Annotated in this window: 16 protein-coding genes, 2 tRNA genes and 1 CRISPR repeat array; of the genes, 7 read left to right on the top strand and 11 right to left on the bottom strand. The window is 44.4% G+C overall.

Features of this window, described 5'->3' with window-relative positions; genetic code table 11:
* Positions 1-82: 82 nt before the first annotated feature.
* From G4D54_07705 to G4D54_07690, 4 genes are all read right to left on the bottom strand, one after another.
* Complete coding sequence (locus tag G4D54_07705; GenBank protein ID QJA02316.1) at positions 83-991, bottom strand: NTP transferase domain-containing protein; 909 nt, start codon at positions 989-991, stop codon at positions 83-85.
* Positions 992-1,081: 90 nt separating this feature from the next.
* Entirely contained in the window at positions 1,082-2,668 is a 1,587-nt protein-coding gene (locus tag G4D54_07700; protein ID QJA02315.1) for an ABC transporter permease subunit, read from the bottom strand.
* The gene (locus tag G4D54_07695; protein ID QJA02314.1) at positions 2,658-3,443 is read right to left on the bottom strand and encodes an ABC transporter ATP-binding protein; all 786 of its coding nucleotides are present in this window, start codon (positions 3,441-3,443) and stop codon (positions 2,658-2,660) included. The genes G4D54_07700 and G4D54_07695 overlap by 11 nt, the downstream gene beginning before the upstream one ends.
* On the bottom strand, positions 3,431-4,408 hold the full coding sequence (locus G4D54_07690; protein QJA02313.1) for an extracellular solute-binding protein: 978 nt from the start codon (positions 4,406-4,408) through the stop codon (positions 3,431-3,433). The genes G4D54_07695 and G4D54_07690 overlap by 13 nt, the downstream gene beginning before the upstream one ends.
* Before the next feature lie 184 nt (positions 4,409-4,592).
* Here G4D54_07690 and G4D54_07685 point away from each other — a divergent pair, with 184 nt between their 5' ends.
* A complete protein-coding gene (locus G4D54_07685) occupies positions 4,593-5,192 on the top strand; it encodes a hypothetical protein (GenBank protein ID QJA02312.1) in 600 nt (199 codons plus the stop codon).
* A 158-nt stretch (positions 5,193-5,350) separates the two neighbouring features.
* On the opposite strand, the gene G4D54_07680 is transcribed toward G4D54_07685, so the two are convergent.
* Positions 5,351-6,064, bottom strand: a complete 714-nt coding sequence (locus G4D54_07680) for a phosphocholine cytidylyltransferase family protein (protein QJA02311.1) — start codon at positions 6,062-6,064, stop codon at positions 5,351-5,353.
* The gene (locus G4D54_07675) at positions 6,061-7,116 is read right to left on the bottom strand and encodes an alanine--glyoxylate aminotransferase family protein (protein ID QJA02310.1); all 1,056 of its coding nucleotides are present in this window, start codon (positions 7,114-7,116) and stop codon (positions 6,061-6,063) included. Before G4D54_07675 ends, G4D54_07680 begins: the two co-directional genes overlap by 4 nt.
* 768 nt (positions 7,117-7,884) lie before the next feature.
* Between G4D54_07675 and G4D54_07670 the strand changes: the two genes are divergently transcribed.
* The 3 genes from G4D54_07670 to G4D54_07660 all read left to right on the top strand — a co-directional run bounded on the left by G4D54_07670 (position 7,885) and on the right by G4D54_07660 (position 9,468).
* A tRNA-Cys gene (locus G4D54_07670) sits at positions 7,885-7,958 on the top strand.
* 8 nt (positions 7,959-7,966) lie between these two features.
* A tRNA-Leu gene (locus tag G4D54_07665) sits at positions 7,967-8,054 on the top strand.
* Positions 8,055-8,364: 310 nt separating this feature from the next.
* Entirely contained in the window at positions 8,365-9,468 is a 1,104-nt protein-coding gene (locus tag G4D54_07660) for a DUF2974 domain-containing protein (protein ID QJA02309.1), read from the top strand.
* A 102-nt stretch (positions 9,469-9,570) separates the two neighbouring features.
* Here G4D54_07660 and G4D54_07655 read toward each other — a convergent pair whose 3' ends face one another.
* Complete coding sequence (locus tag G4D54_07655; GenBank protein ID QJA02308.1) at positions 9,571-10,641, bottom strand: hypothetical protein; 1,071 nt, start codon at positions 10,639-10,641, stop codon at positions 9,571-9,573.
* Between the two features lie 234 nt (positions 10,642-10,875).
* Between G4D54_07655 and G4D54_07650 the strand changes: the two genes are divergently transcribed.
* Positions 10,876-12,012 carry an anaerobic ribonucleoside-triphosphate reductase activating protein gene (locus tag G4D54_07650; GenBank protein QJA02307.1) on the top strand — a complete coding sequence of 379 codons (1,137 nt, stop codon included), beginning with the start codon at positions 10,876-10,878 and terminating at the stop codon, positions 12,010-12,012.
* Between the two features lie 18 nt (positions 12,013-12,030).
* On the top strand, positions 12,031-14,409 hold the full coding sequence (locus G4D54_07645; protein ID QJA02306.1) for a ribonucleoside triphosphate reductase: 2,379 nt from the start codon (positions 12,031-12,033) through the stop codon (positions 14,407-14,409).
* A 259-nt stretch (positions 14,410-14,668) separates the two neighbouring features.
* Positions 14,669-16,671: direct repeats of the CRISPR family, unit length 33 nt; unit sequence GTCTAGCCTCTCCTGAGGCTAGTGGATCTAAAT.
* A 96-nt stretch (positions 16,672-16,767) separates the two neighbouring features.
* Here the strand turns inward: G4D54_07645 and yunB are convergent.
* The 4 genes from yunB to G4D54_07625 all read right to left on the bottom strand — a co-directional run bounded on the left by yunB (position 16,768) and on the right by G4D54_07625 (position 20,437).
* Positions 16,768-17,451 (bottom strand): sporulation protein YunB, encoded by a 684-nt coding sequence (gene yunB / locus G4D54_07640; protein ID QJA02305.1) that lies wholly within the window; start codon positions 17,449-17,451, stop codon positions 16,768-16,770.
* Between the two features lie 115 nt (positions 17,452-17,566).
* Positions 17,567-18,244, bottom strand: a complete 678-nt coding sequence (locus G4D54_07635) for a TrkA family potassium uptake protein (protein QJA02304.1) — start codon at positions 18,242-18,244, stop codon at positions 17,567-17,569.
* 12 nt (positions 18,245-18,256) lie between these two features.
* Positions 18,257-19,654, bottom strand: a complete 1,398-nt coding sequence (locus G4D54_07630) for a TrkH family potassium uptake protein (protein QJA02303.1) — start codon at positions 19,652-19,654, stop codon at positions 18,257-18,259.
* Positions 19,655-19,900: 246 nt separating this feature from the next.
* On the bottom strand, positions 19,901-20,437 hold the full coding sequence (locus tag G4D54_07625; GenBank protein ID QJA02302.1) for a rubrerythrin family protein: 537 nt from the start codon (positions 20,435-20,437) through the stop codon (positions 19,901-19,903).
* Between the two features lie 335 nt (positions 20,438-20,772).
* Between G4D54_07625 and G4D54_07620 the strand changes: the two genes are divergently transcribed.
* The gene (locus G4D54_07620; GenBank protein ID QJA02301.1) at positions 20,773-22,866 is read left to right on the top strand and encodes a glutamine synthetase type III; all 2,094 of its coding nucleotides are present in this window, start codon (positions 20,773-20,775) and stop codon (positions 22,864-22,866) included.
* Positions 22,867-23,039: the final 173 nt, after the last annotated feature.

Raw genomic sequence — 23,039 nt, 5'->3', positions numbered from 1 at the left:
GCTCCATCTTATTCCAGATGCATGAAATAGCCTCCTGCATCTCTTTCCGTAATGAAAGCTTTTTACCTGGTGAAATTCCTTGTTAAACATTATAGATGGGATCGATCTGCTTCAATTCCTTGAACGTGTCGATTTCCACGATATCCTCCTTACGGACCGGCTTTACTATGACCTTGTGATTGGACAGCTTTTCACGCAATGCCACCTCATCCCAATACTTTTCCTTACCGCCCGGCATTTTAAACACCTCTTCGATATCCTTCGCCATTTTCTCTCCATCTTCCTTATTCCAGAAGGAGATTCCCACCATCTGATGACAGTCCTTGCCACCTACGGCAAGTCTGCTGATATAGCCCTTTCGGGTATAGAAGCACCAGTCATCGGTAACGTCCATTTTAATACCGCAGTAATTCGTCGTATATTCATATTTACGAATAATTTCCGGATTGTACAGCAACAGATCGCTTTCCAGCACATAGGCATTGCACATCATATCCTTAATCAGATAGGCACTGGAAATATTATTGGTTTCGTTAAACAGAGGATTCTCAATGAATTTGATTTTCGGATATTTGTGCAGGAGTACGTCAAACTGCTCTCCCAGATAGCCGCGCACAATTGTGATATCCTCGATCCCTGCAGCCACGACAGCATCTAGCAGGGTTTCTATGATGCGCTTTCCATGTACCAGAACAAGTGGCTTGGGTGTATTTAAGGTGATCGGAACCATGCGGGATCCAAAGCCGGCCGCAAGAAAGATCGCCTTCTTCACGCGATAGGGCTCCAGTACCTCGTAGCCCTTGAGGGTAACATCGTACATAGAGCTGCCTCTGGTTTTGATCACCTCGCTGTCCTGCAGCTCCGTCAGGGTTTTATTGATGACACCGAGAGAAAGATCCAGCTTTTTTGCCAGTCTTCTCTGGGTGCATTTGTCGTTTTGATGGCGTTCGATATACACAAGGGTTTCAAACTGATTTAATGTAAGGTTCATATACTTATCTCCTCTTTACAGCGCTTTTATCATTATAGCAGAGTACAGCGGTTTTGCAAATACTCGAAATACACAGGAGAAAGCCTCCCGCTAAGCCTCATGATCCTTGATCAGCTTTCTTTTCACCACATATACAAGCAGCTTCACAATCAGATTGACAAGTAAAATCACAACAGAGATAAAGGCGGTTGCCTCGATCAGTGACTGCGAATCAAATTGCGGTATCAGCAGCGAAAGCGGCATGTTGCGAAAATTGGCCAGAAAGGATACTGCGGATATCGTCACCATGGAATTGACGAACAGATAGCTGAACATCTCTACAATGGTTCCCTTTGTGCAGGGAATGTAGACATCCTTCAGCATACGGAAACGGGAAATGCCCATCGCTGTGGAGATATCCTCCAGATTGCTGTGAAACTGCTGGAGCGAATTGTATGCCATCAGATAAGGATTGGCAAAGAAATGCGTGATGTTGACGAGCACCAGAATTGCAATGCCGCCATACAGAAAGCTTCCCTTGTAAAAGAGCACATAGCTCAGACCGAGAACGACGCCGGGTATGGCTAGGGATATCATGGACACCAGATGCAAAACACGACTGGATAGCTGTGATGCATTACGGGCTGTCATAAAGGCTGTTAAATAGGTCAGACAGACGCCGATCATAGAGGTCAGCATTGCAATCGCCAATGAATTTTTCAAATACATGCGTACTCCCAGATCCATCGCCTGCGTAATATTGTCCAGTGTCAGGGAAAGATCGGTTGGATAATGACGGACAAAGGAAAGCACGGCAAAGGTGATCAGCGGCAAAGAGAGAAAAACAACCGTGGCAATGCATACGATATAGGCGATGCGGTCACGCTTCGCATTCGGCGCAATCTGATAGGAGCGCGTAACCGTGGAGCTGCTGCTCTTGTTTTCATTTCTCAAATCAAGCACAAAGGCGATAACTGCAGGAATCAGCAGCAGGATTCCGATGATGGCTCCCTTCGAAAAATCAAGCAGTCCGATGACCTCACGATACATATATACCGGAAGAGTGATGGATTTCCCACCGACGACAAGCGGTACACCGTAGTCGGTGAATATCATCGTGAAGACAGAAAATATAACGCTGATCAGCGGGCCCTTGATATTGGGCAGCGTAATGGTGAAGAACTGCTGGCGCTTGGATAAGCCAAGCACGCTGGCAGCCTCATAGGTCGTGTAGTCCTCATATTGAAAGGTATCGTTCAGCATTAGAAAGGCAACCGGAAAGGAATACAGAATGGAGCCTAAAATAATACCGACATAGCCGTATAGGAAAAACCTCATGTGCAGCAGATTGGATATGATGCCGTTATCTCCGAACAGCAGAACCAGCCCCATCCCATGTGATATGGAAGGAATGAGCATCGGCAGGGTGAACAGCATTGTGAAAACGGAGCGATGCCGGATATGGGAACGGTTCATAAACCAGGCGAGGACAAAGGCCAGCGATACGGATAACAGGGTTGCCAGAATGGTGGTGCATAAGGAATTGATCACCATTGGCTGAAACTGCGGGGATGTGAGTACCTTTTGAATATCTTTCATATCGATATGTATCAGCAGGGTGATCAGCGGACAGATGACAAAGAAAAACAGAAACAGGGCCACAAGGACACGGGAGACCTGATAGCGTTTATTGCTCATAGACCTGTTTCCCTGTACATTTACACAGACTTTCCAGCTTACCGTCCAGATGTGCATTGACAAAGCTCTGAATATACCGGTTGGCCGGATGGTGGTAGATAGTTTGCGGTGTGTCGATCTGCTCGATATTTCCCTCACTCATGACCATGATGCGATCGGACAGATAGAATGCCTCCTCCTGCTCATGGGTAATAAAGATCATGGTGGAATGAAAGCGTCTCTGAATGTCCTTCAGCTCCTTTTTCATGACCTCGCGCATGCTCACATCCAATGCGCTGATCGGTTCATCCAGCAATATGATTTTCGGATTCAGCGCCAGTGTTCTTGCGATTGCCACACGCTGCTGCTGTCCACCGGATAACTGGGAGGGACGTTTTTCAGTCTGATCGCTCATTCCAATCGCATCCAGTGTCTGCAAGGCGATTTTTCGACTTTCCGCTTTTTTTCCAGGGCGCAGCTTCAATGCATATTCCACATTTTCCAATACGGTCATGTTGGGAAACAGTGCATAGTTTTGGAATATGATTCCCATATTTCGCTCACTCGGCTTGAGGTGGGAAATATCCTCCCCGTCCATCAGGATTTGCCCTTTGGTTTGCTGTTCCAGTCCGATCAGGATTCGCAGAAGGGTTGTCTTGCCGCAGCCGCTGGGTCCCAGCACACTCAGAAATTCCCCTTCATGCACAGTGAAGGATATCGTTTTCAATACATCCTTGCCATCAAAATTTTTATACAGATCGCGAACGATCAGCTTCTCTTTTTCTAATACTTCCATAAGTCCAGCAGCCTTTCTTTTTCATGTATGTCCTCAATACCGCTCATATCGGCATATGGGATGTGTGTCGGATAATTTTGTATCGTATTCTTCTGATTTTGCAGGATAACCTCCGGTGAGAAATGCTCCTTATCATATAGCAGAAAATCGTTGATGATGAAATCAAACACCCTTTGTACATCGGGATCATCCGCATGACGCTTCATCAGACCGGTGCCCGTCAGAGAATAGGGGGAGCCTTCCTTTGGATAGATAATTTTAAAGGGAGAGCCGGTGTTAATCTGATTGACCGCCTGAAAGGTCAGTCCCAGCCCAATGCCGATCTCACCCTGAATGAGCAGCTTGATTGGTCCGCTGCCGGATTCCGTAAACTGCTTGACATTGAATTCCAGCTTGTCAATATAAGCCAGTGCTTTTTCTTCTCCCATGGTGTTCACCAGATTTTTGAAGAAGAAATAGCCGGTGCCACTGGATTTCGGATCAGGCATGGCAATCAGATTATAGTATTTGCGATCCAGCAGATCCTCATAGGTTTTCGGTTCACTGAGCTTATGCTTTTTCAAGACATCCGTATTGATGATTAAGGCTCCTGCCTGCCGTTCCCAGGTCACATACGCGTTGCCATGATCCTCGGGTGCCAGACCATTCAAATACTGCAGACGGCTCTTTCCCTTGATATCCGCCAGCTGATCCTTAATTTTCTCCATGTAGGAGGTTTCCAGACCAACGACGATATCCGCATCGCTTTGTTCCTGCTCCACAGATATCTTTGCCGCAGCCTTGGCGGTGGATACATACATGACCATCACATGCAAATCCGGAAATTTTTCATTCAGCTGCTTCTGCAGCTCCTCTCCACGGAATTGTTCCATGGAGGAGTAGACGATAATCGTATGCTGTTCGTTGGATATGCTTACGAGTAAAGCCATGGTGATTACAATCATGGCAAGAATCAGCTTTTTCATACACCTCAACCCTATCTTTGTTCATGTAGTACCCATTTTATCACATTAAGAAAACATTTCAATCTTATTTTCGCATTTCACTATTACAATTTTGCAACAATTCCAATGCTATTTGAACATATTGCAAGTTTTGTATAACCCTTTTTCCCCTGACGTATACTAGAAAAAGGAAAGGAGGAGTTTCATGAAGCATAAACTGCCGATTCTGCTGGTTATCTGCATGCTGCTGCAGCTGGGCGGCGTACACGCTGCGGAAAAGGAAGAACGGCTTCTCTTGATGAGTGATGATCTGGCGTGGCTGATCGATGTACGCATCAAAGAGGATGACAGTCTGCAAATCGGCTTTCTGCCTGCGGATCTGCTCGTACCGATCGCCTGTGCACAAGGCTATGCTGCACCGCTGTCCAATGTAAAAATGGAGACAAACCGGGAGTGTATCACAGAGAGTGTCGGTAATTTTCTGCATGTCGATTATGATCACAGCATCTATCTGCATATGAAAACCTTCAGCAGGGATGTCGGGCTGACACTGCCGGATACCGGATTGAAAACAAGTGGCGAGCTGGTGGATTTCATGCATAAGGCAAGCGATAAGCTGGAAATGTCGATGCTGTTTCATTATAAGAATTATATTACCAGTGATCTGTCCGCGATGGATTATATCCGATACTATCGCAGGCTCCATGGAAAAAAGCTGAGCATCACCTACGCATATATGAATTATATGGATATGGAGGATGCCTCGATTCCTATGGATAATCAGCTTCATGTGCGAAAGAAATAAGCATGCCGTTGAAAGAAGCCTTTCCAGCATGTACACGATATTCAAATCAGGCTGCCGGTATACGGCACAAAAAAGACTTATCAAGACCAGACCTCATGCCTGGCTGTGATAAGTCTAATTTTATTTTTATGTGCTTACCTCCGCATTGGCTGCGCAGGTTACAGACACTGTGGATGCCGGTGCACATAGTCCAGTATATTTTCATAATCCTGCAGAACATCGATTTCCGACCAGTAGTGCCCTGCGATATCCTGTACCGGAATCTGCTTCTGCGGTATCATGGAATACAGTGTATTCTCCCACCAAAGCTGATAATCACCTTCCTGGACGAGCAGCTCCAGCTGTTTGCGAAAGCAGGCGATCTCCTGCTTCTGTATCCGGGCAATACCGACATACTCACTGGTACGCTCAGCCTCCGGCATATCCTTTCCATAATCTGTCAGGATTCCGTTTTCACAATGGAAAAAGTAATCTCCGCTCAATCTGCGGGAGCTGTCTGCCAGTAAAACGATTCCACGCTGATCCGCAAGCAGAAGGTCAAGAATATCCTGCTGCCAGAAAACATCCGCATTCGCAAGCAGAAGATCCTGTGCTTCATCCAGCTGTTCTCTGGAAAACCAGAGGGATGCGATGCTGTTGGTAACCCTATAAAACGGATTTTCATAAAACGTGATTGGATAATCACGGAGTGCTTCCCTGATCAGATATCCTTTAAAGCCCAGACAGATGCATACCTCCATATGATTGTTCAGCAGCAGCTCGACCGTATGACGAATCAGAGGCCCGTTGCCGATATCCAGCAAACACTTCGGTTCATTTGTTTTCGTGGCGATGCGGGTACCCATACCGGCTGCCATTAGAATTGCTTTCATTTTCCATACTCCCTCAGCCCGTCGCACAGGGCATCATAATCACACAGCTTCAGATTTCCCAGATGCCCCACACGCAGCATACGCTCCCTCATTGCTCCTCCGCTCGGGGTCAGTGTGATGGCATAGTTCTTTTTCAGAAACTGATAAACCTTCTGCGCATCACCGTCAAACAGCAGTGGAGTCAGGGCGTTGCTGAGAGGAAAGTGTGGAAGCTGTATTCCCAGCTTTTGAACTCTGCTTCGAAAGTAGGCAGCACGCGTTGCGATCCGCTGCTGTTCAAGGACAAAGCCATCCCCCTGTAAGTGCTGCAATCGCTCATGAAGCTCCATAAGGATACCCACTGCCGGTGTGTTGGGAGTCTGTCCCCTCTCCATATTGCGTGCATGCTCCTTTAAGCTCAAATACAGGCAGATATCATCTTTGGGCTCGACCATATCGCGATAGAAGGATTCCTGCAAAACCACCATGGACAATCCACAGGACAATGCCAGTGCTTTCTGAGAGGAAAGAATCAGGACATCGATTCCCATTTGGTCCATATCCAGTGGATCAGCCATAAAGCTGCTGATGGCATCCACAATCAGATACATATTCTTTGCTTTCGTAAATGCAGAAAGCAGCTGAATATCATAAAGCTGTCCGGTGCTTGTTTCATGCAGATTGACAAGCAGGGCACAATATTCATTTTGAAAAAAAGCGTCCAGGTGTTCCTTTCGCAATGCCTCCAGCTCCTGCAGACACAGCTCATCATAGGGTATCCCGTAAATTCTGCACAGCTGCACAAAGCGCTCGCCAAAGCTCCCTCCGCGAAGTATCAGTACCTTGTCCTGTCTGCGAAAGCTGCAGGCAACAACCGCCTCCATTGCTGCACTTCCGCTGCCGCACAGAAACAATGCTCTTCCTTTACGACAGCCGCATAAGGTCAGCAGCTGCTGTTCGTTTTCCTTCATGATGGATGAGAATTCATCATTGCGAAAGTATGGCAGCTGTGTACCGCTGACCTGTAATGTTTCAGGATACATCTCAACAGGTCCCACTGTGAACAATTTCATAGTATCATCTCCAGTTATTTGTTCATATTTTAGATTATATTATGCAAATAAGAAAAATACAACTGAATTTTTAATCATATTTTGTTCATATTCTAAAATGTATTTCTCATTTTGAAACGAACAAAAAGATTTGGACAGATTCTTTTTCATTCCCATCCTTTGGAATTTTGATTCTATGGTACATGTACAGAAAGAAAAGCGCGGTGTCTATTTAATCATATGTATAGGACTGTAATCAGCTACTTTTATCAGCTGTGCTCCGTCAGCTTGATTGGCCTGTGTTCTATGAGTATGTTAAAAAGCCATATTGTGGAAAGGTTCTTACTCGATTGTGGTTAATTTTAACTAAAGGAGAATGCAATCCTATCGTAATTTATCAATTGGATTTGAATTCTCCCTTTTGCAACGAACCTAAAGTAAAAGCCTGTGAAAATCCCTGCTTGCTGTTTTCTACAATATTTTATAGTGCTTGCGCCAATCTCGATATTCTTGTTTTAATCTCCTGTTTCTTCATAAACATGGGAGGTTACGATTCATGTAGGTATAACAAATCAATCAGTGATATGATAGCGTGTGCTCCTTTCTGTATGAGTTTACTGCCCTACGTAATTTCGTTTTTGCCCTTATCTATGCTATTATCTGCAATTAGATCCGTGAATAGTGACAAATCTTCCAAAAAAAGCTATAAAAAGGAAAAATGCCTATTGCAATTTCTAAAAATTATTGTATAATATTAAAGCAACATGTTTCAAAAAGAATATGTCAGATGGTTCCGTAGCCAAGTGGTAAGGCAATAGACTGCAACTCTGTGATCATCGGTTCAAATCCGATCGGAACCTCCATTATTGTTGGGATCGTGGCGAAATAGGCAGACGCAACGGACTTAAAATCCGTTGGGAGTTAATCCCGTGTGGGTTCAAGTCCCACCGTTCCCACCATTCAGAAAAACAGTCCTTGAAAAAGGACTTTTTTTATATAAATACTATGGAAGTGCGATGTGAACTATTTTCAGGGAACGGTGGACGATTCAGCAAGAAACCTGTCTTATACAGTCTTCACCGCATACAATCTCCTTCGCCTTATTGTGCTGACTGAAAATGTGAATGAAGGAAAAAGCGACACAGCGTTTTATGGAGGTATCTTACATGCAGGTCCTCCCTCATGAAAACAATAAGCACCTGCTTCCAGAGCAGACCACCTTCAAAGTGGTAATGGATACACCTGAAAAAAACATAGGAGAATGATAGTATGAGCAATCTGTTTGATTATCTTACATGGAGAAATGATTTAACGTTTTCAAAAGTTCCCTGCTGTGCAGTGGATACCCTCATATGCAGCTGTCTATCCTATCTGCGACTGCAGCCGGTGTTTGACAAACAGGACATGCTCTATGTCAAGCGTGCTTCTGAAATTATAAGGGCGATAAATCCGGAGGAAATTCACTTCCGCGTAAAGGAAGACCTGCAGCTGCTGCATAAAATGGCAGAAGGCAATCGATATGGGAATGTAATACTATGTGGATATGTCGACCATCTGGATCCCTCTATGGAAAAACAGTTTTCTGCCCTCACCTGTCTGTTGGAAGATGATGTCATGCTGATAACCTATCGCGGAACAGATAATACACTTGTTGGATGGAAAGAGGATTTCAATATGACCTTTCTGGACACCATTCCCTCCCAAAAGGAAGCGGTACAGTATTGGGAGGCGATGGCAATTGCATATCCCGACCGGCGTATAATCCTATGCGGGCATTCCAAGGGTGGAAACCTTGCGGTCTATGCAGCTGCATTTTGTTCTTTCGCTATACAGAATCGGATACAGCGGGTATACAATCACGACGGCCCGGGTTTTGCCGCAGAAACGCTGCAAGCAGCAGGCTATCGCTCTATTGCACAGCGTATAGAAACCTTTGTTCCACAATCCAGCGTTGTCGGTATGCTGATGGAGCATGAGGAGCATTATACTGTGATTTCCAGTACACAGATTTCCCTATGGCAGCATGACCCCTATTCCTGGGAGGTGCTTGGTCCTGATTTCGTACGAATGGATGCGTTAGATCGCCAGAGCATCGTTCTGGACAGCACCATCAAGCACTGGATCAGTGAGCTGGACCGCTCCCAGAGAGAAGCCTTCACGGATGCTGTGTTTCAGATACTCAGCAACACCAATGCCGCCTCCTTTAAGGAAATGAATGAAAACCGGATGCATAGCACTGCTCTGATTTTGAAAGCATTAAACCGCACGGACAAGCAGACTAAAAAGATGCTTTCCGATATCATCCTGAAGCTGTTGTCCAGTGCGAAAAGTGCCATCGAGACAAATCTTGAAAACGGAAAGCCTACAGACTGATTACGTGTTCTTCAATCCCATGCACAAGCGAGTAAAAAGAGAATATCAAATTCCAGTGAACAATACTGAAATCGCATTCTCTTTTTTTGTATCCTGCATGCATCACTTTGGCCGTATCGTAACGAACAAAATTTCATTATGGGATGCGACCCGCATCGGAAAGCCCCATGTGCCTGCTCCTGACGATACCAGCATGCGATAGCCGACATCATAGCTGCCATATGCTCTTGGGTACGGGATTCTGGTCAGCACAGTATTCGGGAAAATCTGACCGTTATGCGTGTGTCCGGATAGCTGCAGCAACTGTGCATCCAAGGACTCTTCTACAGATTCCGGGCGATGCTCCAGTAAAATCACAGGCTCATTCCCCTGATATTCCTTCGTAAGGGAAGACCAGGAGCGTCTTTCTTCTCCCCGATCCCTTCGTCCGATTATTCTGACACCGTTCACCACTGCAGATTCATCCTGCAAAATATGCACACCTGCAGAGCGCAGCATTGCCTCATATTCCCTGCGCCGCTTCTGTAACAGCTCATGATTCCCGCCTGCATAGTAAACATCTTTATGCAAATCGGAAAGCATTGTACAAAGAGCTTCCATATCCTTTTGTGAAGTTGATTCATCAAATAAATCTCCGCCAAGCAGCACTATATCACATTTCCCAGCCAGACGCTTTATAGTATTATAAGGTGAAGAAAGCGTTGTACCTGCATGCAGGTCAGTGATATACAGAAGTTTTTGTTCCTGTTTCACTCCCTTTAATTCAACAATTTCCTGATGCACCTTTACACGGGCTGCACACCCGATTCCATATACGGAAAACAAAAGCATGACAACAGAAGCAAGCACATAGAGCCTTGAATGAAACTCCTTGGAATACCTTCTGCAGTACAGCTTGTGCAGCAAAGCAAGTAGACAAAAGCCTGTCATCTGCGCTACATATACACTGTTCAGTACCAAAACAAGTGCCCCCCGCATCGGCATCGCATCCTTGTACATCGCAAAAAACGGTGTAAAGCGATAAATCAGAAAAACGCTGCCTAGCAGAGATAATATCAATAAAGCATAACGGATCTGCTTTTTCTTATACATCTTCTTTATCATATGCCAGAAAAACAGCTGCATAAGGATAAGAAGCAACAGACACAAAAGTAAAAACAACTGCATTCTCATGAATTTCACCTTCCCTATTATCCTAGCACAGAACGAGGCTGCTCTCTACCCCGTATCAAAATTTTTGCAAAACCTTTTTTATTTTTTATAAAAGATTACCTATCCAATTTATACAATTATAAAAATTTGTAATGACTTTGCTTTTCATTTGTTACATTCTTTACAAAGGTTGAATGTTCAACTTTTGTATGCTATCATTCTTATAGTTGAGTGGTCAACCATTGGAGGGAAGACATGGATAATAGCAACTATTTGTATTTAAACACCTCGATTCTGTACCGCTGCGGTCAGAAATATTATGATAAGAAATTGAGCGGACACGATATCAATGCAGCACAGATTCTCTTTCTGATTCTTATTTATGAGCAGGAGGGGCTGAACATGCAGCAGCTTGCGCAAAAGGGCTGTTTTGATAAAGGGACCATCACGAAAAGCATTTCCCGTCTGGAGGAGCTTGGTTATGTGACTACACAGAGCAGTCCCCAGGATAAACGTATCCGATTGCTATATACGACTGATAAAACAAAGGACATCATCCGTGATATCTATATGATTCGTCAGCAGTGGTGGGAGCTTTTATCCAAGGATATCGGTGCACAGGAGCTGCAGCAGTTTGAAGCAACGCTCAGCCGTCTGAGTGAAAACGCACGCAGATACGAGCAGCAGGAAGAAGCAGGCATCAAGCTGTTCGGTATTCAAAAGCTGACTCTGCTGGATTACCCGCAGAAAATGGCGAGCACGATTTTCACAGGCGGCTGCAATTTCCGATGCCCCTTCTGCCAGAACAGTGACCTTGTCTTTCTGCCGGAAAACATGCCGGAGCTGCAGGAAGAGGATGTGCTTAGCTTTCTGGAAAAGCGAAAAGGAATTTTGGATGGTGTCTGCATCAGCGGCGGGGAGCCTCTGCTAAATCCGGAGCTGGCAGGATTTCTGAAAAAAATCAAGGACATGGGCTATGCAGTCAAGCTGGATACAAACGGCAGCAGTCCGGATCAGCTGAAGTACCTTGTTGAAGAGGGACTTGTTAATTATGTGGCAATGGATATCAAAAATGCTCCGCAAAAATACAGTGAAACTGCCGGCATCCGCAATCTTGATCTCAGCGGCATACAGGAGAGCATCACCTATCTGAAGGAAGGACATGTTGCTTATGAGTTTCGTACAACCATTGTAAAGGAGCTTCATACAGCTCAGGATATTCAGGATATGGCTGACTGGCTCCAAGGTGCAGCCGCCTGGTATCTGCAAAATTTTGAAGACAGCGACCGTGTTATTCAGAAGGGATTGCATGCGTGGGATGAAGAAACCCTGCAGCAGTTTCAGAAATTGGCGAAAGCGAAGGTTCCAAATACAGAGCTTCGTGGTATATAGAAGGAAAGGAAGAACGATATGTATCAGGTTATTAAAAGAGATGGAAAGATTTCAGAGTTTGACATTGCCAAGATCAGCAATGCCATTCAAAAGGCATTTGATGCGGTGGAACGCCAGTATCATCCAAGCATTATCGATATGCTCGCTTTGCGTGTCACATCCGATTTTGAGCCAAAAATCAGACATGACCGCATTCAGGTGGAGGATATTCAGGACAGCGTGGAGTCCATCCTGATTCAATCCGGTTACGGTGATGTAGCAAAATGCTATATCCTCTATCGAAAGCAGCGGGAAAAAATCCGGAATATGAAATCCACAATTCTGGATTACAAGGAGCTTGTCGACAGCTATGTGAAAGCCACCGACTGGCGCGTAAAAGAAAATTCAACGGTCACCTATTCCGTAGGCGGACTGATTTTGAATAACTCCGGAGCAATCACTGCCAATTACTGGCTGAGTGAAATCTATGATGAGGAAATCGGAAATGCTCATAAGTCCGGTGATATGCATATTCATGATTTGAGCATGCTGACAGGTTATTGTGCCGGCTGGAGTCTGAAGCAGCTGATTCAGGAAGGCCTGGGCGGTGTCGGAGGAAAAATCACCTCCAAACCGGCAAGTCATCTTGCGACACTCTGCAATCAGATGGTAAACTTTCTCGGCATTATGCAGAATGAGTGGGCCGGTGCACAGGCCTTCTCTTCCTTCGATACGTATCTGGCACCTTTTGTAAAAGCGGATAATCTGAACTATGATCAGGTTAAAAAATGTGTGGAGTCCTTCATATATGGTGTCAATACACCAAGTCGCTGGGGTACACAGGCTCCCTTCTCCAATATCACCTTGGATTGGACGGTTCCTGCCGATCTTGCGGAGCTGAATTGCATAATTGGAGGCAAGGAAGTAGATTTTAAATATAAGGATTGTAAAAAGGAAATGGATATGGTGAACAAGGCATTTATTGAAATCATGATTGAGGGAGATGCCAATGGACGTGGTTTCCAGTATCCGATTCCCACCTATTCCATTACCCGTGACTTTGACTGGTCGGAAACAGAAAACAACAAGCTGCTGTTTGAAATGACCGCAAAGTATGGGACACCTTATTTCTCAAACTATGTAAATTCTGATATGGAGCCAAGCGATGTACGAAGCATGTGCTGCCGTCTTCGTCTGGATCTTCGAGAACTGCGTAAAAAAAGCGGTGGATACTTTGGAAGCGGCGAAAGCACCGGCTCTGTTGGTGTAGTCACGATCAACATGCCGCGAATTGCTTACCTTTCAACAGATAAAGAGGATTTCTATAAGCGACTCGATCATCTAATGGATATTGCTGCACGCTCCTTAAAGGTAAAGCGCACGGTCATTTCCAAGCTGCTAGAGGAAGGCTTATATCCATATACCAAACGGTATCTTGGAACCTTTGCGAACCACTTCTCCACATTGGGGCTGATCGGTATGAATGAAGTCGCGTTAAATGCCAAATGGCTTGGCATGGATCTGACACAAAAGGAAGCTCAGAAATTCACAAAAGAGGTTCTGAATCATATGCGTGAGCGTCTGGTAATTTATCAGGAGGAATATGGGGATCTGTATAATCTGGAGGCTACGCCTGCGGAATCAACAACATATCGTCTGGCAAAGCATGACAAGGAACGCTATCCGGATATCATCACTGCTACAGAAGAAGGAAATACACCATATTATACGAACAGCTCTCACTTACCTGTTGGCTATACAGAGGATATTTTTGAGGCACTGGATGTACAGGATGAGCTACAGACCTTGTATACTTCCGGAACTGTGTTCCATGCGTTCTTGGGAGAAAAGCTTCCGGATTGGAAAGCAGCAGCAGCGCTGGTAAGAAAAATTGCCGAGAACTACCGCCTGCCTTATTACACCCTTTCTCCCACCTATTCCATCTGTCGAAATCACGGATATATTAACGGGGAGCATTATACATGTCCGCAATGTGGTGGTGCTACTGAGGTATGGAGCCGAATTACGGGATACTATCGACCTGTACAGAATTGGAATGAAGGAAAGAGTCAGGAATTCAAAGAACGTAAGGTTTATGATATCGGACATTCTGTGTTAAAAGGAAAGGATGCCCTTCCACATGTTGAGAAGGAAGCTGATACCGTCAAGGCTGTAAATGAAGAAGGTGTTTTTCTGTTCACAACGAAGACCTGCCCAAATTGTAAAATAGCTGACACCTGGCTGAAAAGCGCTGGAATATCCTATGAAAAAGTGGATGCCGAGGAACAGGCTGAATTAACAAAAAAATTCTCAATTATGCAGGCACCAACGCTGGTCGTATGCAGAGATGGAAGCTGTGAAACATACAGTAATGCATCCAACATTCGTAAGTACATTGATATGATGCAGAAAGCATAAGCAAATAAGAGGATATATTTCATACTGGAATGTATCCTTTTTATGTATTTGGAATTTTTTCTGTTATAATAATAGTAGATGGTTATCCCGCTAAATAATCCAGCGCGAACCATAAGCTCACATGAATTCCCTGGGAGGTTCGCGCATCATTTTGTTCAAATTCACACAAATGTAACAATTTCAACACAATTTTCATTAACCAAAGTTTTATATTTGTGTAAATTTGTTTCATTTAGGGGATTTAATGGGATTTTTCACGGTCTAGCCTCTCCTGAGGCTAGTGGATCTAAATGGTGTAGACGGCACCTTCTTGTCAAATACAAAGGGTCTAGCCTCTCCTGAGGCTAGTGGATCTAAATTTCAGCGTCGTTCCAGCTTTCGACCCTTTGATACCGTCTAGCCTCTCCTGAGGCTAGTGGATCTAAATATTAGCTGTACTGCGCCGTATTTATACATATGTAAGTCTAGCCTCTCCTGAGGCTAGTGGATCTAAATATAGAAGGCACTCTTTCCTATTCCGAGTGCCTTGTCTAGCCTCTCCTGAGGCTAGTGGATCTAAATAATTTAGTTTCGCTTATCCCTGTTAAAGTAGATAGGTCTAGCCTCTCCTGAGGCTAGTGGATCTAAATGTTTGCCCTTTGTCCAGAGCCTGTTGAGATCATCTGTCTAGCCTCTCCTGAGGCTAGTGGATCTAAATATTTGAAAGGAAAGTGGCAAGAGGTGAGTTTCTTGGCGTCTAGCCTCTCCTGAGGCTAGTGGATCTAAATACTGATTACTTTTTTTATAGACGGAATGCGGTCACGGTCTAGCCTCTCCTGAGGCTAGTGGATCTAAATATTAAATGCCCATCCAGATTCCAAATCTGAATCCGTCTAGCCTCTCCTGAGGCTAGTGGATCTAAATCCTATCGTGGCGTGTGGCGCAATGGGTTGGTTTGTCGTCTAGCCTCTCCTGAGGCTAGTGGATCTAAATAATAAAGGAAATAAAATGCCTTGGATATATTATTGTCTAGCCACTCCTGAGGCTAGTGGATCTAAATAATATCTCTTGTGCATATTGTTTTAACATGGTCTGGTCTAGCCTCTCCTGAGGCTAGTGGATCTAAATTTCCAACGTCCCCAGTTATACACCGTCTGCTTACGTCTAGCCTCTCCTGAGGCTAGTGGATCTAAATGTAGCGGCATACATATATGCCGTTTAGGACTATCTAGTCTAGCCTCTCCTGAGGCTAGTGGATCTAAATTGTGTCGTACACTAGATCGTATAGCATGAGCATCGTCTAGCCTCTCCTGAGGCTAGTGGATCTAAATATTGAAGAATGTTGTCAGATCCGCCAATTCATCTGGTCTAGCCTCTCCTGAGGCTAGTGGATCTAAATCTTAATTCGGAAGGGATTGAACAGATATAAACGGTCTAGCCTCTCCTGAGGCTAGTGGATCTAAATGGCAAGTCAATGGCATCTACAAAGCAGGCTACATCCGGTCTAGCCTCTCCTGAGGCTAGTGGATCTAAATACCATTGATCACATTATTATCACCGACCACATTATCGGTCTAGCCTCTCCTGAGGCTAGTGGATCTAAATTTCCAGTGTTTTATCCAGGAATCCATCTGCTACAGTCTAGCCTCTCCTGAGGCTAGTGGATCTAAATGCATTTTCCACTGGATGCATTCGACCGTCACTCGTGTCTAGCCTCTCCTGAGGCTAGTGGATCTAAATCTTACTTCGGAAATCATATCCTTTAGCAGTCAGCTCTTGTCTAGCCTCTCCTGAGGCTAGTGGATCTAAATTCAATACGTAGCCGCTTTATTTCTTCTGCTTTCCGTCTAGCCTCTCCTGAGGCTAGTGGATCTAAATATCGGTACTTGTATGAACACAGATATTTTGACCATGGCGTCTAGCCTCTCCTGAGACTAGTGGATCTAAATATCACACTCAGTAACATAGATCCTTTTATCTTTTAGTCTAGCCTCTCCTGAGGCTAGTGGTTCTAAATCAAGAGGTGCTGTTTCGATTCAACATGCTTTCACGTCTAGCCTCTCCTGAGACTAGTGGATCTAAATTGCAAGAGCAGCCAGAGCATTACAGTTTTTCCAGTCTAGCCTCTCCTGAGGCTAGTGGATCTAAATTGAGAGAAGTTAAGGAAGAAAGAGCGCTGACATAGTCTAGCCTCTCCTGAGGCTAGTGGATCTAAATATTTATGGATGCAATCGGAATATTCAGCATCCGGTCTAGCCTCTCCTGAGGCTAGTGGATCTAAATAATCCTTCTAATCAGGCGCTCACTAAGCGATACACTCTAGTTTCTCTTTAGGCTCACAAACCAAATAATAAACAATACTCCAGTAATACTTTCTCATCACTTTCCAGAAGAACTACTATATGGAGTAAAATCAGGCACCTGTCCATTCACAATCTGTACAACCAACGGTATCTCCGTTTTCGTCTCCAGCTCTGACGTACTCAAAAAAGTTATAACCTGCGCATTCACCTTAACAACAAGTGATATTTTAATCATGGTGTTGTTGATTCCATATGGCTTTGATTCCGTTTTTATCTCTCCTGTAACATCATTCAGCATCCGCATACGCACTCTGATTTTCGGCCCCTTATCATATAAAAAGAAAATATGACTCAGATAACCTGCCGGTACTTCATACAAAACTCCATCCTCATAGAAGACATCCTTCGTCGTAGGATCCTTTTTACCATCCTGTGCAGCCAGCAGTGATTTATCAATCGTATTCAATGCCGAATACAACAGCTGATTTAATTTATACGAATCATATTCAATACTGGTTATATCCCCGTTCTTTGTGCGATTTATTTTAAACAGTGCATCGGTATCATATTCAATATCCGCCAGCACTTCTTTCACAATATTATTGATTGCAAACCCTGTATGCTGCTTGGCAATCGCCTGAAGCTGCGGCTCCATATACGTATTAAATGAACGGACAACACATCCAAATCCAAGAACGATCGCGACCAGCAGAAGAATCAGCTTCTGCTTTTTATATTTCCTGCTTTTGACTTTTCTCATTGAGCATCCTGCCTCTATTAACAATAAAAGCATCCTCCATTAAAACAGTATATGAAAGCATACCTGAAAACATGTGTATCCATTATGCACAAAAAAAAGATGCAGTTTTCGCATCTTACAGCTGATCCAGCACGTCGAATCGATCCAGTGTCTTGCAATCCGCAATCACAACCAGATGATCCTCCTTCTGTATTTTATACTCTGCATCCGGGCACACATTCAAATGCTCCTGCAAATAAGAACGAATGCCCACAACATTGATACCGAATCTTCGGCGCAGATCAAGTTCAATCAGAGATTTTCCTACCCACTGCGGCGGCGTAGGTATTTCCACGATACTGTACTCCTTGTCCAGATCCACAACATCGATAATATTTTTCCCTAATACGCCCTTGGCAACCTGTTCGCCCATTTCCTTCTCCGGGCGCACAACCTTATTGGCTCCAAGCTCCGTGAATATCTGCATATAGCGCTTGTTTTTTGCCTTTGCCACGATATACGGAACACCCAGCTCCTTCAGATTGATAATGCCCATCACACTCTCCTCAAGGTGGCTCCCCATACTTACAATCGCAATATCACAATCCTGTACACCCGCCTCGCGCAGCTGATTGATATCGGTAATATCACACATCATACTCTGTGTAACAATATCCGCCATGCGATCTACGCATTTTTCGTCATTATCCAGAGCAATCACCTCGCAATTATAGCTGCTCAATGTCTTCGCTACTGTTGAACCGAAAATTCCTAATCCGAGTACAACATACTGTCTGTTTGAAATCTTTTTCATTTTTCTATCTCCTTATCCCACAATTATGTTTCCATTTGGGAATGATACCTTATTGGCTGAATTTCTATTTGGCTTATTACGTGTCAATGACAATATCAGTGTGGAAATACCGATACGTCCGACATACATGAGGAAGATGATGATCAGCTTGCCTCCCACACCAAGAGAGGTAGTGATTCCAAGACTGGAGCCTACGGTCGCCATTGCGCTCACCGCTTCAAAGGAAAGACTCAAAAACGGCTTTTGCTCAACGATATTCAACAGGAAAATCCCGGTAAACAACACAACCAGATTGATGAAGAAAATTCCCATCGCACGAATGATGATTCCTCTTCCGATTTTCCTGTGAAGAACAACGGTGTGCTCCCTCCCCTTCAAAGAGGAGATAATATAGATGACAAGCACCGCAATCGTCGTCGTTTTGATACCGCCGGCCGTACCTCCCGGAGAACCACCGATAAACATGACAACCATCATTAGCAAATCGGTTGCAGGCTTCAAGCCAGCATAGTTAATCGTTGTAAAGCCTGCCGTTCGAAGTGCTATGGATTCAAACATTGCAGTCATCAGCTTCTCGAATATATTGAAATCTCCCAGCGTTCTGGAATTTGTGAACTCCACCAGCATAATCAGCAGTCCGGGTATGATAATCAGAAACAGACTGACACTCAATACGATTTTGGTATGCAGAGACAGAGAATGTCTGAACTTCTTGAATGTGATCCGACGATGCAGCAGCGGTCCCACCTTATCCCGAATATCAAACCAGACAGCAAAACCCAGACCACCCAGTACAATCAGCGCCATAATTGTCAGACACATCAGCGGATCATGCACATATTCCTGAAGACTCACCGATCCAAGCGTATCGAACCCGGCGTTACAGAAAGCTGAAACAGCCAGAAATACCGCTTTAAAGCTGCCATCCACAAGTCCGAAGCGCGGTATCATGCGAAACGATATCAGAATCGCACCCACAGCCTCAAAAAACAAGGTATAGTACAGGATGTCCAGCAGAAACTTCCGCATATTTACGACCCTTTCCTGATTCAGCATTTCCTTCATAGCGATTTTCTCATTCATAGAGAGACGGTTTTTCACAATCAGAATAAAGACCGCCATGAATGTCATCAGTCCAAGACCGCCTACCTGAATCAGCAGAAGCAGAATCAGCTGACCAAACCAGTTAAGCTGATCAGCAACCGTAAATACACTTAATCCGGTTACGCAGGTAGCACTGGTTGCCGTAAACAAAGCATCCAGCCAGTTCAAAAACTGAAAATTCTTATTGGAAATCGGCAGCATCAGCAGCAGTGTTCCGCTGAGAATCACAAGCAGGAAGCTCGATGCAATCTTCTGTGCAGGAGATAGTTTTTTGAATCCCAGCACCGAATGAATAAAATTTGTCATATCAATTTAACCAGACTTTCTTTCTATTTGTTCGCAGGAAACTGACATAATCCTATGCAGTCTTCACCTTTTATTTATACAGAACAGACAGCGGCCGCTGAAAGATGTATCAAATATATTCTACACATATTATATTTTTTTACAATACGCTTTTCTAAAAAACATATAAACTTTCCCAATACTTTTTCTAATGACGCAAAAAAAAGGCTCCTTTCCTATCGAAAAAAGCCTTTTCTATGCTATGAATTAGTAATTCTCTTTGCGAACCTCGAAGTAAGAACGCGGGTGATTGCATACCGGACATACCTCTGGAGCCGTTTTTCCAGTGTGCAGGTGTCCGCAGTTCAGACATTCCCACAGGGTTTCCTCTGCTTTTTCAAACACAGTACCATCCTCAATATTGTTCAGCAGAGCAACATAGCGCTGTTCATGTGTTTTCTCAATAGCCAGAACACCTTCCATCGTATCAGCGATGTCATCAAAGCCTTCCTCGCGTGCTTCCTTTGCCATACGTGCATACATGTCTGTCCACTCGAAGTTTTCACCGGCAGCAGCATCCTTCAGATTGGTAACCGTATCCGGCATACCGTCATGCAGCAGCTTAAACCACAATTTTGCATGCTCCTTTTCATTGTTTGCTGTCTGTTCGAAAATATTGGAAATTTGAACATAACCGTCTTTCTTCGCCTTGGAAGCATAATACGTATACTTGTTTCTTGCCATGGATTCTCCGGCAAATGCCTCATTCAGGTTCTTTTCTGTCTTTGTTCCTTTTAAGTTCATATTTTTTCCTCCTTTTAAGCAGTCTTCGCCCCATTGTATGTAAATCCTGCTGTTCTTATGCGTTCAACCGCCGAACTGCAGGAAATAGAAAGCGTTGACAGCCTCTTTACCGATATTTATATTATACTCTACTTTTCCAATTATTTCATTCTTTTTTCTATGAACCCATCATTTCCCACAATACAGAATTTTTTAACATTTTATGACAAAAATAGAATTTTTATTCGCATTTCTCCATATTTTTTCTATTTTCTATTTGATTTTTAAATTTTTTCAAGTTTTTATATACAAAAAATTCATTTTGCAGTAAAATTCCACTATAGGAGGAATCTATCATGGCAGAAAAACACCCTTTTGATGATTTTGGAATCAATCTCTTTAGTGAATGTGTGATGAAGGAATGTCTCCCTCATCCGATTTATAAAAAATGGAAAACCGCAACCCGCAAGGAGGATGCGCTGGATCGTCCGACGGCAGATGCGATTGCGCATGCAATGAAGACATGGGCAATGGACAGGGGAGCGACGCATTTTACGCACTGGTTCCAGCCGCTGACCGGCTCCACTGCCGAAAAGCATGACAGCTTTATCGAGCCCGGGGATCACGATCAGCCGATTTCCAGATTCAGCGGGAAGTCCCTGATCAAGGGCGAGGGGGATGCCTCCTCTTTTCCAAGCGGCGGTTTACGGGCAACCTTTGAGGCACGCGGGTATACGTATTGGGATTGTACCTCCCCGGCCTTTCTGCGGGATAACGTTCTCTGTATCCCTACCATCTTTGTTTCATACAACGGAGAAACCCTGGATAAAAAGGCACCTCTTTTAAAATCAGCGGAAGCGATCAGCAAGCAGGCCACCCGCATTGTCAATCTGTTTAAAGATAAGGATATCAAGCATGTCAATGCCATGGTCGGTCTGGAGCAGGAATACTTTTTGATTGATAAAAGGATGTATCTGGAGCGTAAGGATCTGGTGCATACCGGACGCACGCTGTTTGGTTCCATGCCGCCAAAGAGCATGGATATTCGCGGTCATTACTTTGGAAGCATCCCTTCCCGTGTACAGGCCTTCATGACAGAGGTGGATGAGGAGCTGTGGAAGCTTGGAATCTATGCAAAGACCGAGCACAACGAGGTAGCTCCCTGTCAGTTTGAAATCGCACCGCTGTTTATCGATGCCAATGTTGCGGTGGATCAAAATCTGATCATCATGGATGTGTTGAAGAAAAAGGCAGATAAGCACGGTATGGCATGCCTGCTTCATGAGAAACCGTTTCAGGGCGTGAACGGAAGCGGAAAGCACAACAACTGGTCACTGGTTACCGATGATGGACAGAATCTTCTGGAGCCGGGGGATCGCCCGCATGAAAACATTCGTTTCCTGCTGTTTGTCTGTGCAATCATCGAGGCTGTGGATACATATCCGGAGCTGCTTCGTATGGCGGCAAGCTGCTATGGGAATGATTACCGGCTGGGAGCTGATGAAGCACCGCCTGCTGTTGTTTCCATCTGTATGGGTGATGAGCTGGAAATCATTCTGGAAAAGCTGCGTAACGGTGAACATGAAATCAAACCGGATGTGGAGACACAGCCATATGCGATTGCGAATCTGTCGTATGTACCAAAGGATACCAGTGACCGAAACCGCACCTCTCCCTTCGCCTTTACCGGTAATAAATTTGAATTTCGTATGGTAGGAAGCAGTCGCAGTGCATCAACGACAAACATTATCTTGAATTCCATTGTTGCGGATTCACTGCGCAGTATCGCCGACACTTTGCAGCAGTATAAATACATTGACGATATCCGCAAGAAGTCTCTGGACATCTGCCGTGATATTCTGCGCAAGCATTCCCGTATTCTCTTTTCCAAGGATGGCTACAGTGAGGAATGGCTTCAGGAGGCACAGGAACGCGGATTGCCGAACATTAAGCATTATGTGGACAGCATCTATTCCATGCTGGATGACAAGGCAGTGGAAATGTTTGAGCGAAACAAGGTATATGACCGGCTGGAGCTGGAGGCCCGCGTTGATATTCTGACAGAGGAATACCGTAAATCCGTCAAAGCGGAGGTGCTGACGCTGCTGGATATCAGTAAAAAGGATATCCTCCCTGCTCTCGTTCGTGAAATCAAATTTTATACAGATGCACAGAATTCTCTTGGTACAGAGAACAGCTATTATCAGCGGAAAATCAAGCATTTGTGTGATCTGTTAGCCACCTTTGATGAACGCTATCATGATTTGAAGAAGCATATGATTGAGCGTCAGCAGTATCCGGATAATATGGAAAAGGCACAGTATCTCAATCAGGTGATTGTTCCGAAAATGGAGGAGCTGCGCGCAGTGATTGATGCGATTGAGGAAGCGGTATCCTCGGATAATTACCCGTTTCCAACCTATGATGATATGTTTATCTCCATGCAATAGCATTGCGTCGTCTGTCAGTGACAGGCGGCTTTTTTTTATTCGCTTTGTCTGTGTTAATAATTTATTTATACTTTTGAAACAGCAAATTCATAAACGGTGGAATTTGTTAAGATTTCGTAAGCGTATTTCTCTGTTTTAACAAAATGTTAACGAAACCTGCTTGTTTCTTTTTC

The sequence above is a fragment of the [Clostridium] innocuum genome (assembly GCA_012317185.1).
Taxonomy (GTDB): Bacteria; Bacillota_I; Bacilli_A; order Erysipelotrichales; family Erysipelotrichaceae; genus Clostridium_AQ; species Clostridium_AQ innocuum.
This window is presented reverse-complemented; position numbering and strand designations above follow the sequence as displayed.